This window comes from Couchioplanes azureus (genome assembly GCF_014648355.1).
GTDB lineage: Bacteria > Actinomycetota > Actinomycetes > Mycobacteriales > Micromonosporaceae > Actinoplanes > Actinoplanes azureus.
In genome coordinates this window covers 447,662-461,551 of the sequence record NZ_BMQY01000005.1, presented here as the reverse complement: position 1 = coordinate 461,551, position 13,890 = coordinate 447,662, and the positions used below count along the sequence as shown (strand labels likewise).

The following is a 13,890-nucleotide window of genomic DNA, read 5'->3' as shown; positions in this document are numbered from 1 at the left end:
CTGCAACCACACGGTAGCCTCAGCGGTGGGCAAGCGAGGAGCGCGTGGTGGACGAAACAGGGCATTCCGGTGACGCTGGTACCGCGGACGGCGGTTCCGGAGCCGAGTCGCGTGACCGCACCCTGTTGAACGGCTGGGCCGCGCGGGAGAGCCCGTGGTCGAATGCCGGCGCCGCACTCGATCCGGAGGCCGAGATCCCGGCCTGGCGGCGGCCCGGCGCGGACGTCCGTCCCTTCAGCCCGCGTCCCCTTCCGGCTGACCCTCCTCCGGGTGACATCCGGCCGTTCGCCGCCCCGCCGCCCCCGCCGTCGTTCCACCCCACCCGGCCCGCCTCCGCACCGCCCTCCGCGCCGCAGCCCGCTTCCGTACCGCCCCCGGCCGGTGATCAGCCGCGGGCCGGTGATCCGTCGCGGACCGAGAACGGCGCGCCGCGCTGGTCCGACAGCCGAGCCCGCTACCAGGATCTGGTCTCCCAGCCGTCGCCGAACGGCGCCGACCCCCGGCAGAACCAGCCGCCCCGGGCCGCGAACCCGCACCCGCGCCCGGACCCGCTCTCGCCCGAGCTGCTCCGCTCGACCGGCCAGGAGACGGACCCGCGGCGCACGGCCCGTCAGGAGGCCGAGTCGTTGCGCGCTGGCCGTCAGGAGGCCGAGTCGTTGCGCGCGGCCCGTCAGGAGACCGAGCCGCGGCGGGCGAACGGCCAGGACTCCTCACTGCGGCGCTCCAGCGCTCCCGAGGGCGAGCTCCGGCGCCTCAACGGCCAGGGGGCCGGGCTGGTGAGCCCGCACGGCCAGGGCGCCGAGCTGCGCGGCGGCCCGACGGCCCCGCCGGCCAGCGCCCCGCCGTACCCGTACGAGGGAGACCTGGACGACACGCGCCCCACGTTCGGCCGCCGCGCCGAACGGGAGTCCGCGCGGCACGCCCTGTCGACGCCCGCGGAGGGACCGAGCCGGGCGGAGCAGGAGGCCGGCGAGGCGGGACGCTCCGGTGATCAAGGGGTGACCCGGTCGTCGTACGATCCCTCCAGCTTTCCGCGCCGGTTGCCCTACCAGTCCCCCCAACCGGTGTATCCGGCCCGGCCGGCCGGCGATCCCGGCGGTGCGGGAGCGGCGTCGTACTCCGCTCTGCCCCAGCGCGTCCCGGCCCAGCCGGACGTGCCCACCGTCCCGGAGCCGCCGTCCGTGGAGCCCTCGGCCGAGACCCCCGCGCTGGCCCGCATCGCGACGCATCTGCGTCGCGGTGACGTGCTGTCGTCGCAGGAGCGCCAGGAGGGCTTCGACGTCAACGCGATCCTGGAGGCGGTCCGCGAGGTGGGCGGCGTCCGCGACGCGGCCCTGCGCACCACCCCGGCCGGCGCGCACAGCCTGCGGCTGGACCTGTCCGAGGGCGCCGACCCGGCCGAGGTGAGCCGCCAGGTCGCCCGGCTCCTGCAGGAACGGATGGGCCTGGACGCCGCCATGCAGGGCGCCTCCCCGCTCGGCGCGCCGAGCGTGCCGCCGCAGCCCACGCCGCCGGTGGCGCCGCGCTCGGCGCCACCGGCATCCCTCGGCGGCCCACCGGCATCCCTCGGCGGCCCACCGGCATCCCTCGGCGGCCCACCGGCATCCCTCGGCGGCCCACCGGCATCCCTCGGCGGCCCGCCCGCATCCCTCGGCGGCCCGCCGGGGCCGCTGTCCGGCCCGTCCGGAGCGCTTGACGGCTCCTCGGCATCGCTCACCGGCCCGTCCGAAACCCGCGGCGGCCCGTCGGCGCCGCTCTCCGGCCCGCCGGCGTCGCATGCGGGCGAGCAGGCGCCGACCGACCGCCCGTCGACCGCCCCGCGCTCGGCGCCGCCGGTGGTCCGGCCGCTGCCGCCGGTCACCGGCCCGGCGTCCGCGCCGCCCGCCGCGGAGTCCCCGGCGCCGGCCGTGCCGTTCGTGCCCGCCCAGCCCAACCCCGCGGGCCGGCCCGCGCCGGCCACGCCGGCCGAGCCCATGGCCGAGCGCGCCCCGGCGGCCGTGCCCACGGGCGTGGACGGCACCCCGGCGCGCCCGCTGCTCGAACCCGGCGAGCGCCCCGGCCCGCGCGTGATGATCGAGAAGGTCGAGGTCGGCACGTTCGGCACCGAGGCCACCGTGCGGGTGTGCCTGGTGGCCGACGGCCAGACCGCGACGGGCGAGGCCACCGGCCCGGCGATCGACGGCTACCTGCTGCGGCTCTGCGCCATGGCGACCGCGCACGCGGTGGACGAGCTGCTTGCCCGCTCCGACCATGCGGACGGGCCGGCGAGGTGCTTCGTCGAGCACGCGGCGGCCGTACCGTTCGGATCGGCGCAGGTCGCGGTGGTCGTCGTCCTGCTCGCCACCGACGGCTGGGTGGAGCAGCTCGCCGGCTCGGCCGTCGTGGCCGGCGACGACCGGCACGCGATGGTGCGCGCCACGCTCGCGGCCGTCAACCGGCGGCTCGAGGCACTCTTGTCCCGATGAAGGGTGCGCAACTCGCGGCGGACGACGCGCTGCCACCGGAGGGGGCTGTGCCCTCGCCGTGGCCGGCCCGCCGGATCACGATCGACGGGACGATGCTGCACGTACGGGACACGCCCGCCACGGCACCCGGCGCCGAGCCGGCCGTCTACGTGCACGGGCTGGGCGGCTCGTCGCAGAACTTCACCGACCTCGCCGCGCTGCTCGCCGGTCGCTTCGACGGCCAGGCCGTGGACCTGCCCGGCTTCGGCTACAGCGATCCGAGCCGGCGCTACTCCATCGCCGCCTTCGCCGACCGGCTCGTCGGCTGTCTGGAGCACGCCGGTCGCGGCCCGGTCCATCTGGTCGGCAACTCACTCGGCGGGTCGATCTGCGTACGCGTCGCCGCCCTGCGCCCCGACCTGGTCCGGACCCTCACCCTGATCAGCCCGGCGATGCCGTTCCTGGATCCCCGGCGTACGGCGCAGGGGCGTGTGCTGCCGCTGCTCGCCCTGCCCCGGGCCGACCGGATCCTCGCGTGGGCCATGGCCCGGCTGACCGCCGAGCAGATGGCCGAGCAGGTGCTGCTTGCCTGCTTCGGCGACACCGCCAGGGTCAGCGCCCAGCGCCGGGCCGAGGCGATGGAGGAGATCAAGCTCCGGTACACGGTCGCGCACTACCCGCAGGCCTACCTGGGCACGCTGCGCGGGCTGGTGTCGAGCTTCCTGCGGGCGTACCTGCCGGGAATGAACTCGCAGTGGCGTCTGGCCGCCCGCATCGCCGCGCCGACGCTGGTCATCGGCGGTCTGAAGGACGAGCTGGTCGACGCGCGGGTGCCCGCGCAGGTCGCCAAGGTGATCCCGGACAGCCGGCTGCTGCTCCTGCCCGGCGTGGGGCACGTCGCGCAGATGGAGGTGCCGCGGCTGGTCGCCCGCGCGATCGTCGGACTGCTCGACGACGTCAGGCGCCACGAAGACGTCTGACGTCGGCCGACCGTCTGACGTCTCCTCGAACCGCTGTGACGCGCCCCGGCCTCTGGCAGGCTGGCGTATGTCATGGCAAGGGCGACGAAGAGTCCCGCCGGTGTTCCGGTGATCCGGGCGGCTACGACGATCACCTCGCGAGCCGCCGCCGACGCGTACGCGGCGGGCCGGGCCGACGTCGAGTCCCACGCGGCGATCCGCGCCACCCCGGCCGCGCGGCTGTACCGCAGGCGGCGCCGTGCCACGGCGGTGTTCCTCCTCGCGCTGGCCGCCGGATTCCTCGTCGTGGGCCAGCTCATCCGGGGCGCGGGCGGTGGGGAAGCGGCGGCGCCCGCCGCGACACCGGCCGGGAGCCCGATGCGCGTCGCCCGGCCCGTACCCGGAAAACCTGTGGAGCAGACCGTGACCACCGACGGGTTCCTCGTCGTCGCCGGGCACGGGCCCGTGCTCGGCACCGGCGGTACGCTGCGGCGGTTCCGGGTCGCCGTGGAGGAGAGCTTCGGGGCGTCCCGCGGTGACGACTTCGCCGCCGAGGTGGAGCGGATCCTCGGCGACCGGCGGAGCTGGATCGGCGGCGGCGGGCTCCGGTTGCAGCGGGTGCCGGCGTCGGTGGACGCCGAGTTCACGATCTTCCTGGCCTCGGCGGAGCGGTCCGAGAAGATGTGCGCCACCGGTGGGCTCGACACCGAGGGATACACGTCCTGCCGCCTGCCCGGGCGGGTCGTGATGAATCTGGACCGGTGGCGGGACGCCGTGCCGGGCTACGGCGCGCCGGTCGAGGTCTACCGCGCGTACGCGATCAACCACGAGGTGGGTCACCAGCTCGGCCACGGCCACGAGGCCTGCCCCGGTAAGGGACGGCCGGCGCCGGTCATGATGCAGCAGACGTACGGCCTCCAGGGCTGCGTCGCGAACCCGTGGCCCTACCTCGACGGGCGGCGGTACGCCGGCAACGCCGCCGAGTGACGACGAATTCCCCGTCCCGCATGCCGGGCCGGTGTTCCTCGTCATGTCCGCGGCGGCGATCCACGAGCAAGAATGGTGGCGCACCTTACCGCCAACCCGGGGAGTTCACCGTGTCACTGCCCCCGCTCGTCGAACCGGCCGCCGAGCTGTCCGTCGATGAGATCCGCCGCTATTCCCGTCACCTGATCATCCCGGACGTGGGGATGGACGGGCAGAAGCGGCTCAAGAACGCCAAGGTGCTCGTGGTCGGCGCCGGCGGCCTGGGCTCGCCGGCCCTGCTCTACCTGGCCGCGGCCGGGGTGGGCACGCTCGGCATCGTCGACTTCGACACCGTCGACGAGTCCAACCTGCAGCGCCAGATCATCCACGGCGTGTCCGACGTCGACCGGCCCAAGGCCGAGTCCGCCGCGGCGAGTATCCGCGAGATCAACCCCCTGGTGAACGTGGTCATCCACAACACCGCGCTGGACCGCGACAACGTCAGGGAGATCTTCGGCGGGTACGACCTCATCGTCGACGGCACCGACAACTTCGCCACCCGCTACATGGTCAACGACGCCGCGGTGCTGCTCGGCAAGCCGTACGTCTGGGGCTCGATCTACCGCTTCGACGGCCAGGCCTCGGTCTTCTGGGCGGAGCACGGTCCCTGCTACCGCTGCCTCTACCCGGAGCCCCCGCCGCCCGGCATGGTTCCCTCCTGCGCCGAGGGCGGCGTGCTCGGCGTGCTCTGCGCGTCGATCGGCTCCATCCAGGTCAACGAGGCGATCAAGCTGATCACGGGCATCGGCGAGCCGCTGGTCGGCAAGCTGATGGTCTACGACGCCCTGGAGATGGAGTACCGCAAGATCAAGGTCCGCAAGGACCCGGACTGCGCGCTCTGCGGCGCCAACCCGACGGTCACCGACCTGCTCGAGGACTACGAGGACTTCTGCGGCGCGGTCTCGGCCGAGGCGCAGGAGGCCACCCTCGACGCGACGATCACCGCCCGCGAGCTCAAGGAGCTGCAGGACTCGGGCAAGGACATCTTCCTGGTCGACGTCCGCGAGCCGGCCGAGTACGAGATCGTCTCGATCCCCGGCGCCACGCTGATCCCCAAGGGCGAGATCCTCTCCGGCGACGCCCTCTCCCGCTTCCCCCAGGACCGGCAGATCGTCCTGCACTGCAAGTCGGGCGTGCGCTCGGCGGAGGCGCTCGCCGCGCTCAAGGCGGCCGGCTTCAAGGACGCCGTGCACGTGCAGGGCGGGATCGTGTCGTGGGTCAACACGGTCGACCCGTCGCTGCCGTCGTACTGAAATCGTCCGCGCGGTCGCTCACCCTGTCCCGCCGGTGGGCGACCGCGGTAACGTCACGGCCGTGGTCGATATGGATGCCGCGATCGGGTACGTCGTCGCCCACGGCGACCCGGTCGAGCGGGCGAGGCTGTCCTACCTGCGTACCGGCAGTTCGCCGGCGCCCGGCACCGTCGAGCGCATCGAGCACGGCCAGACCCCGGAGGGCGGCTGGCCGGCCGGCACGGACGGCACGGTGCCCTCGGTCGACGCGACGTGTTTCCGCCTCGCCGAGCTCGACGACCTCGGCGGCCTGCACGGCCGCGCGGCCGCGCGGGCGCTGAGCTGGCTGGCCGGCGTCCAGCGCGGCGACGGCACCTGGCAGGAGGACGCCTCGCTGGCCCCGGAGGCGCCGCCGTGGGCGATGCCCGGCGATCCGGAGGCGACGCTCTACCTGACCGCGGTCGCCGGCTTCTGGATGACCGTCGCCGAGATCGACAGCCAGGCCCGGCGCGGGCAACCGGCCCGTTTCGCGAGTCACCTCGCGGCCGCGGCCCGCTTCGTCGTCGCGCACCTGCGCCCGGACGGCACCTGGCCGTCCTTCCTGGCGACCGGCTGGCACGCCGCCGGGCTCCTGCACGCCCAGGAGTTCTTCTACGAGTCCGCCCGGATGCAGATCGTGCTCGGCGACCGCCTCGACGACATGTCCCCGGCACACGTGGCGAACCTGGCGGCGGCGCTGCGCCGGGTCGACCTCGGCGACGACTGGCTGCTGCGCGCGGCCCGCAAACGCCTGGGCGAGACGCAACGTACCGACGGCGGCTGGGACAGCGACGAGGGCCCGGTCTTCGACGTCAACACCACCCTCACCGCCATCCGCGCCTGCCGCTGACCAGGAGGTCGCCGGTCAGTAGTAGTTGCCGGCCGTGGTCAGCCTGGTTTCGCCGGAGGGAAGGGCGGGGCAGCCGGTGGGTCCAGGGTAGGTCGCTCCCGGCGGGCTCAGCTGCCAGGTGGGCAGATTCGCGGTGCTGCCGGACAGGTAGGTGCCTTGGTCGTTGTTGGTGAACCGGTTGTGGTACGAGGAGCATTCCTCCGCGCCGGCGTCCGTGCTGACCTCTTCCAGGTAGTGGGCCGGGCCCGGGGTGGAGGAGCGGGTGAAGTCGTTGGCGCCGAAGGTGTTGGCGTCGAAGGTGTTGTAGTTGCTCGCGTCGCGCACCTTGACCGGGCCGCTGCTGATCCCGGTGACGTTGTTGCGGCTGAAGACGTTGGACGAGCTCTTGTGTGTGACGTAGATGGCGTGCATGAAGCTGTTCTCGGTGTTGCGCAGGTTCAGGAAGTGGTTGTTGCTGATGCGGTTGCCCGACGACTCGGTGAGCACCACACCTCCGTATCCGCACCGCCTCTCCGCGGCGCCGGGGTCGCAGCTCCCGCCGGTGTACGTGTTGCCGAGCGAGGTGAACGTCATCCCGAAGACGGTGTTGCCGTTGAGGCCGCGCGCCGAGGGCCGTCCGGGGCCGGACGACGGCTGGTACCCGCCGCCGCAGGAACCCTGCGAGCCGTCGAGAGAGATGGCGCCGCTGGCGTAGTACTCCACCCGCAGGTAGTAGAAGCGCAGTCCGGAGGCGCCTCCCGCGGCCAGGGAACCGCCGGGACAGGCGTAGAACCAGTAGCCCTCGGCGTAGAGGTCGGCGGTGGTGGACGTGGCGTTGCGGAACACCGGCCTTGCGGAGAACGATCCGGCGCCCCCGCCGATGGTGTAGTCGACCGGCAGGAAAGAGATCGTGTGCCCGGGCCGGTACGTCTGCCACACGGTCTGCGGCGCCACGTACGTGCCGCCCGCCATCCGCACCTCGACGTCCCGGTCGGCCGGCCCGTCGGCCACGATCTGCTCGACCCGTTCCAGGGTCTGCACCGCATCCGCCGGCGTCGTCCCCGGCGCGCTGTCGGAGCCCGCCGGCGACATGTAGACGGTCTGGACCTCCGCGGCTGCGGCGGGAGCCACGAATGCGGCCGGGCTCGCGGCCAGCCCCAGCGCGGCGGTAGCCGCCAGGAGCGCGGTTCGCTTGCGGGCGGTCAACGGGTGTGACCGTTGCCCGTGACGATGTACTTCGTCGAGGTCAGTTCCGGCAGGCCCATCGGGCCGCGGGCGTGCAGCTTCTGGGTGCTGATGCCGATCTCGGCCCCGAAGCCGAACTCCCCGCCGTCCGTGAAGCGCGTCGACGCGTTGATCATCACCGCCGCGGCGTCCACCCGGGCCGCGAAGCGCCGGACCGCCGTCGTGCTCTCGCTGACGATCGCCTCCGTGTGGCCGGTGCCGTAGCGGCGGATGTGGTCGAGGGCGTCGTCCAGGGAGTCGACCACCGCGACCGAGATGTCGGCCGACAGGTACTCCTTGCCCCAGTCCTCCTCGGTCGCCGGGACCACGCCGTCGAAGGCCGCCACGCGGGGATCGCCGTGGACCGTGACGCCGGCGTTGATCAGTTCCTCGACGACCAGGGGAAGGAACGACTCGGTCAGCGCCGAGTGCACGAGCAGCGACTCGGCCGTGTTACAGGTCGAGAGGCGCTGGGTCTTCGAGTTCAGCACCACGCCGAGGGCCTTCTCCAGGTCGGCGGCCTCGTCGACGTACACGTGGCAGTTGCCCACCCCGGTCTCGATCACCGGGACCGTGGACTCCTCGACGACCGCCTTGATCAGGGAGGCGCCGCCGCGGGGGATGAGGACGTCGACCAGGCCGCGGGCGCGCATCAGCTCCTTCACCGAGTCGCGGGTCGTCGCGTCCAGGAGCTGGATGGCGTTGGCCGGCAGGCCCGCGTCCGCGACGGCCTGGCGCAGCACCGAGACGATGGCCGCGTTGGAGCTCATCGCCGAGCCCGAGCCGCGCAGCAGGGCCGCGTTGCCGGACTTCAGGCAGATGCCGGCCGCGTCCGCCGTCACGTTGGGGCGGCCCTCGTAGATGACGCCGACGACCCCGAAGGGCACCCGGACCTGGCGCAGCTCCAGGCCGTTGGCGAGGGTCGCGCCGCGGACCACGTCGCCGACGGGGTCGGGCAGGGCGGCGAGCTGGCGCAGGCCGTCGGCCATCGCCGCGACCCGCTCCGGCGTCAGGGTCAGGCGGTCGACCATCGCCTCCGACAGGCCACCGGTACGGGCGTTGCCGATGTCGGTCGCGTTCGCGGCGACGATGTCGTCCGTACGGCCGACGAGACGTTCCGCCATCAGCCGCAGCGCGGCGTCCTTCTCCGCACGGGTGGCGGCCGCGAGGTCGACGGCGGCGACCCGGGCCTCGGCGGCCTGCTGACGCACAGTCATGGTGAGCTCCTGGGAGGTCTAGAGGAGGACCAGGTCGTCGCGGTGCACGACCTCACGTTCATATCCCGGCCCGAGGGCCGCCGCCAGCTCCGGCGTGGAGCGCCCGAGCAGGGCGGGGAGCTCGACGGCGTCGTAGTTCACCAGCCCCCGGGCGATCGGGGCGCCCGACCCGGCGTCGACCAGGTCGACGGGGTCGCCGGCGGAGAAGGAGCCGTCCACCGCGGTGATGCCGGCGGGCAGCAGCGACTTGCGGCGGGCGACCACCGCGGCGACGGCGCCGGGGTCGAGGTGCAGCCGCCCGCGCGGCGAGGTCGCGTGCGCCAGCCAGAAGAGCCTGGCGGCGGGCCGTTGGGCGGCCGGGTGGAAGAGCGTGCCGACCTCGTCGCCGTCCAGGGCCGGTCCGGCCAGCGGCGCGGCGGTCAGCACCACGGGGATGCCGAAGCCGGTGGCGATCCGGGCGGCCTCGACCTTGGTCACCATGCCACCCGTGCCGACGCCGGCGCGGCCGGCGGCACCGACAGCGATGCCGGCCAGGTCGGCGTCGTCGCGCACGGCGCCGACGCGCCGGGACGCCGGGTCCGCCGGGTCGCCGGTGTAGAGGGCATCCACGTCGGAGAGCAGCACGAGCAGGTCGGCCTGGACGAGCGCGGCGACCAGCGCGGCGAGCCGGTCGTTGTCGCCGAACCGGATCTCGTCGGTGGCGACGGTGTCGTTCTCGTTGACGATCGGGAGCGCGCCGAGGTCGAGCAGCTTGCGCAGCGTCCGGTAGGCGTTGCGGTAGTGCGCCCGCCGGGTCACGTCGTCGACGGTGAGCAGCACCTGGCCCACGGTCAGCCCGTGCCGGGCGAAGCCGGCCGCGTACCGTCCGATCAGCATGCCCTGGCCGACCGAGGCCGCGGCCTGCTGGGTCGCCAGGTCGCGCGGTCGCCGGCGCAGCTTGAGCGGGGCCAACCCGGCGGCGATCGCGCCGCTGGAGACCAGCACGACCTCCCGGCCCCGGGCGGCATGGCTGCCGAGCACGTCGACCAGGGCGTCGACGCGCTGCTCGTCGATCCCGCCGGCGGCCGTGGTCAGCGAGGAGGAACCCACCTTCACCACGACGCGGCGGGCATCGGTCACCTCTTCGCGCACCTGCACCATTCTGCTCGCCGGGGTCCGCGGGCCACGGCGCGGATCCCATATCGTGGCGATCGTGACACCGCAGGAGTACGTCGAAGAGGTGCTGCGGCTCGTGGAGAGCATCCCCGAGGGCAGGGTCATGTCGTACGGCGCGGTGGCCGACGCCCTCGCCGAGGTGTCCGGGCGCAACTCGGCCCGCCAGGTGGGAACCATCATGGCGCGCCACGGCGGCGGGGTGCCCTGGCACCGCGTGGTGACCAGCGCCGGCCGGCTGCCTCCGGGGCACGAGCGGGAGGCGCGCCGGCGGTTGCTGAGCGAGGGCGTACCCCTGAAGGGTGACCGCGTCGACATGGCGCGGGCGGGATGGATGCCCGGGGGAGGGACGGACGGTCGTCCCGGAGTCTGAACCTCCCCTACGCTTCGCGGATGGAGACATCCCCACGGACGGGGCGCATCGCGGCGGGGGTCGCCGCCAGCCACCCGGCGACGGCCGCGGCCGGGCTGCGGATCCTGCGGGCCGGGGGCACGGCGGCCGACGCCGCGGTGGCCGCGGTGTTCGCCACGTGTGCCGCCGAGACGGTCTACACCGGACTCGGCGGTGGCGGCTTCGCGACGTACTTCGACGCCGCCTCGGGCGAGGTGACCTGCCTCGACTTCTTCGTCTCGGTGCCGGGGACGGACGGCGACCGCAGCCCGGGCCCGATGGTCGCGGTCGACGTGTTCTTCGGGGGCGTGCCGCAGGTCTACTCCATCGGCGGAGCGAGCGTCGCGGTGCCCGGCGTGCCCGCCGGCTGCGGCGAGGTGCACCGCCGCTGGGGGCGCCTGCCGTGGGAGTCGCTCGTGGCACCCGCGTACGAGCTGGCAGTCTCGGGCGTGGAGCTTCCCCCGGCGCACGCGCGGACGCTCGCCGCCTGCGCCCCCGCCCTCGCGCACGGGGACGGTGCCGCGATCTACGCGCCCGGCGGGCACCTGCTGCGCGGCGGTGACCGGCTTTTCCACCCCGGGCTGGCGGCGGCGTTCGAGGCCCTGGCCGCGCAGGGCCCGGCCCTGTTCTACACCGGCGCGTACGCGGCCCTGATGGTCGACACCGTACGGGCGGCGGGCGGCGCGCTGGGCCCGCGCGACCTCGCCGCGTACCGGGTGCTGGAGACGCCGGTCGACCATGCGGCGCTCGGCTCGTACCGGGTGCGGGCCCGCCACGACCTCAACCGCACGGTCGACACGATCGCGGCGCTGCCCGCCTCCCTGGCCTGCCTGCCGCGCCCGGAGCGGGCGGTCACCCTGGCGGCGGCGCTGCGCGACCGGGGGCGGCAGAAGATCGGCGACACCACCAACGTCTCGGTGGTGGACGCGGAGGGCAACGCCTGCGTGATCACGACGACGCTGGGCCTCGGCGCGGCGGTCTGGCTGCCCGGGCTCGGCATCAACCTCAACTCCATGCTCGGCGAGGGCGAGCTGATCACCACCGACCTGGCGCCCGGGCGGCGGATGTCGTCGAACATGTGCCCGCTGGTGGTCATCGACTCCACCGGCGCCCTGGCCGTGGCGATCGGGTCGGCCGGGGCGTCGCGCATCCGGACCGCGCTGATCGACACGCTGATCGGCGTCCTGGTCGACGGGCTGGACATGCCGACGGCGATCGCGCGGCCCCGCTTCCACGTCGTGGACGACACGGTGCACGCCGAGCCGGGCTGCCGCCGCGACGAGCTGGAGGCGCTGGCCGAGGTGGGCTGGCTCGTCCACGAATGGGCGGAGATCGACCACTACTTCGGCGGCGTCACGGCGGTGGGGGTCGGCGGCGCTGCGGGCGACCCCCGCCGGGACGGGGTCGGAGTGCTGCTCTGAGCCGGCCGCAGGGTAGGTTGGGCGGCGTGGCCGGTCTGCCAGGAGTCCTCGGCGAGCCCATCAAGTTCGTGCTGAACTGGGGGCGCCGCTACTCGCTGTGGGTCTTCAACTTCGGTCTCGCGTGCTGCGCCATCGAGTTCATCGCGACCAGCATGAGCCGGCACGACTTCATCCGGATGGGCGTGATCCCGTTCGCGCACGGCCCGCGCCAGGCCGACCTGATGGTCGTCTCCGGCACGGTCACCGACAAGATGGCCCCGGCGATCAAGCGGCTCTACGACCAGATGCCCGAGCCCAAGTACGTGATCTCCTTCGGCTCCTGCGCCAACTCCGGCGGCCCGTACTGGGACTCGTACTCGGTGACCAAGGGTGTCGACCAGCTCATCCCGGTCGACGTGTACGTGCCGGGCTGCCCGCCGCGGCCGGAGGCGCTGCTGCACGGCATCCTGCGCCTGCAGGAGAAGATCGCCGCCGAGCGGTCGGGCCCGGGCGGCGTGTCCCGTCCCGACCCGCTGCGCTCCGGCGCCGCCCTGGTGCCCGGTCCGCCGGATTCCTCCGCGCCCGCGCGGGACGCCGCCTCGCTGACCGCCCCGGTCGTCCGCCCGCCCGCCTGACAGGGCTCGCCTCGCCGGTCTACGCTGCGCAACATGGGTGACCAGCCGCGCTCCGACTTCATCATCGACGTCCTGACCAGGGAATTCGGCGAGCTGATGGCGGTCGACCCGTCGGCCTTCCGGCGCAAGTTCCGCAAGATGGCGTCCTCGCCGTTCGCGTTCTACCGGGGCAGCGCCTCGCTCTTCTACGCCGACATGGCCGGCGCCTACGCCGACGACAGCTTCCTCGACGCGCGGACCAGCCGGGTGTGGATCCACGGCGACCTGCACGCCGAGAACTTCGGCACCTACATGAACTCCTCGGGCCAGCTGGTCTTCAACGTCAACGACTTCGACGAGGCGTACGTCGGCCCGTTCCTCTGGGACCTCAAGCGCCTCTGCGCCAGCGTGGCCCTGATCGGCTACAGCAAGGCGCTCTCCGACGAGGTCATCACCGGGCTGGTCACCACGTTCGCCGGGGCGTACCTGACCGAGCTGCGGGCCATCGCGCGCGGCGGGGACGACGCGATCGGGTCGATCACCCTCGACAACGCCACCGGCGTGCTGCGCCGGGTGCTCCAGGAGGCGCGGCTCAACACCCGGGTCGCCCTGCTGGCCGGGCAGACCACGATCGACGACTACGAGCGCCGGTTCTCCCTCGGCGACGGCGTCTACGAGGTCGACGAGGCGACCGTGGCCGCGGTGACCGAGGCCTTCCACCGCTACCTGGGCACGCTGCCGTCGAAGGGTGACGGCGTGTCCACCACGATCAAGGACATCAAGCTGCGCAAGGGCGTCGGCATCGGGTCGGCCGGGCTGCCGTCGTACAACCTGCTGCTCGAGGGGCACACCCAGGCGCTGGAGAACGACGTCATCATCTACATGAAGCAGGCGCAGGTGCCGGCCGTGGCGCGGTGGATCGACGACGAGCGGGTCCGCGGCTACTTCCGCCACCAGGGTCACCGCACCGCCGAGTCGCAGCGCGCTCTGCAGGCGCACGCCGACCCCTGGCTGGGCTTCACCGAGCTCGACGGGGTGGGCCAGCTGGTCGCCGAGGTGTCCCCGTACGCCAACGACCTCGACTGGTCCGACGTCAACGAGCCCGAGCAGCTCACCGCGGTCCTGGCCGACCTGGGCCGCGCGGTGGCCCGGATGCACTCCGTGGCCGACGACGAGTCCAGTCACGACCTGGTCGACTTCTCCACCGAGGAGGCGATCGTGGCGGCCGTGGAGTCCGACGAGGCCGGCTTCGTGCGCCTGCTGGTCGACTTCGCCCACGCGTACGGCGACCAGGCCCGCGAGGACCACCAGGACTTCGTCGACCTGTTCCGCAACGGCCGCCTCCCCGGCCTGGAGTGAGGCG

General features: G+C 73.8%; 12 protein-coding genes. 9 read left to right on the top strand and 3 right to left on the bottom strand.

Annotated features, from left to right (window positions below; genetic code table 11):
- The first annotated feature begins 47 nt into the window (after positions 1-47).
- The 5 genes from IEY99_RS20760 to IEY99_RS20740 all read left to right on the top strand — a co-directional run bounded on the left by IEY99_RS20760 (position 48) and on the right by IEY99_RS20740 (position 6,550).
- Positions 48-2,465, top strand: a complete 2,418-nt coding sequence (locus IEY99_RS20760) for a hypothetical protein (RefSeq protein WP_189205588.1) — start codon at positions 48-50, stop codon at positions 2,463-2,465.
- A complete protein-coding gene (locus IEY99_RS20755) occupies positions 2,462-3,424 on the top strand; it encodes an alpha/beta fold hydrolase (RefSeq protein ID WP_189205586.1) in 963 nt (320 codons plus the stop codon). Before IEY99_RS20760 ends, IEY99_RS20755 begins: the two co-directional genes overlap by 4 nt.
- Before the next feature lie 72 nt (positions 3,425-3,496).
- On the top strand, positions 3,497-4,390 hold the full coding sequence (locus IEY99_RS20750) for a DUF3152 domain-containing protein (RefSeq protein WP_189205584.1): 894 nt from the start codon (positions 3,497-3,499) through the stop codon (positions 4,388-4,390).
- 110 nt (positions 4,391-4,500) lie between these two features.
- Positions 4,501-5,682 (top strand): adenylyltransferase/sulfurtransferase MoeZ, encoded by a 1,182-nt coding sequence (gene moeZ, locus IEY99_RS20745; protein ID WP_189205582.1) that lies wholly within the window; start codon positions 4,501-4,503, stop codon positions 5,680-5,682.
- Between the two features lie 61 nt (positions 5,683-5,743).
- The gene (locus IEY99_RS20740) at positions 5,744-6,550 is read left to right on the top strand and encodes a prenyltransferase/squalene oxidase repeat-containing protein (RefSeq protein WP_189205580.1); all 807 of its coding nucleotides are present in this window, start codon (positions 5,744-5,746) and stop codon (positions 6,548-6,550) included.
- Positions 6,551-6,565: 15 nt separating this feature from the next.
- Here the strand turns inward: IEY99_RS20740 and IEY99_RS20735 are convergent, their stop codons facing one another.
- The 3 genes from IEY99_RS20735 to proB are packed head-to-tail and all read right to left on the bottom strand — an operon-like array spanning position 6,566 to position 10,101.
- Positions 6,566-7,735: a right-handed parallel beta-helix repeat-containing protein gene (locus IEY99_RS20735; protein ID WP_189205578.1), complete on the bottom strand. Its 1,170-nt coding sequence runs from the start codon at positions 7,733-7,735 to the stop codon at positions 6,566-6,568.
- Positions 7,732-8,970: a glutamate-5-semialdehyde dehydrogenase gene (locus IEY99_RS20730; protein ID WP_189205576.1), complete on the bottom strand. Its 1,239-nt coding sequence runs from the start codon at positions 8,968-8,970 to the stop codon at positions 7,732-7,734. Before IEY99_RS20730 ends, IEY99_RS20735 begins: the two co-directional genes overlap by 4 nt.
- Before the next feature lie 18 nt (positions 8,971-8,988).
- Positions 8,989-10,101 (bottom strand): glutamate 5-kinase, encoded by a 1,113-nt coding sequence (gene proB / locus IEY99_RS20725; RefSeq protein WP_189205573.1) that lies wholly within the window; start codon positions 10,099-10,101, stop codon positions 8,989-8,991.
- A 61-nt stretch (positions 10,102-10,162) separates the two neighbouring features.
- Between proB and IEY99_RS20720 the strand changes: the two genes are divergently transcribed.
- Genes IEY99_RS20720 through IEY99_RS20705 form a run of 4 tightly spaced genes read left to right on the top strand, consistent with a single transcriptional unit; the run spans position 10,163 to position 13,886 of the window.
- Positions 10,163-10,495, top strand: coding sequence for an MGMT family protein (locus IEY99_RS20720; RefSeq protein ID WP_189205571.1), 333 nt, complete (start codon positions 10,163-10,165; stop codon positions 10,493-10,495).
- A gap of 20 nt (positions 10,496-10,515) precedes the next feature.
- Complete coding sequence (locus IEY99_RS20715; RefSeq protein WP_189205569.1) at positions 10,516-11,934, top strand: gamma-glutamyltransferase; 1,419 nt, start codon at positions 10,516-10,518, stop codon at positions 11,932-11,934.
- Between the two features lie 26 nt (positions 11,935-11,960).
- The gene (locus tag IEY99_RS20710; protein WP_189205567.1) at positions 11,961-12,548 is read left to right on the top strand and encodes an NADH-quinone oxidoreductase subunit B; all 588 of its coding nucleotides are present in this window, start codon (positions 11,961-11,963) and stop codon (positions 12,546-12,548) included.
- A gap of 33 nt (positions 12,549-12,581) precedes the next feature.
- Positions 12,582-13,886 carry a DUF2252 domain-containing protein gene (locus IEY99_RS20705; RefSeq protein WP_189205565.1) on the top strand — a complete coding sequence of 435 codons (1,305 nt, stop codon included), beginning with the start codon at positions 12,582-12,584 and terminating at the stop codon, positions 13,884-13,886.
- Positions 13,887-13,890 lie beyond the last annotated feature (4 nt).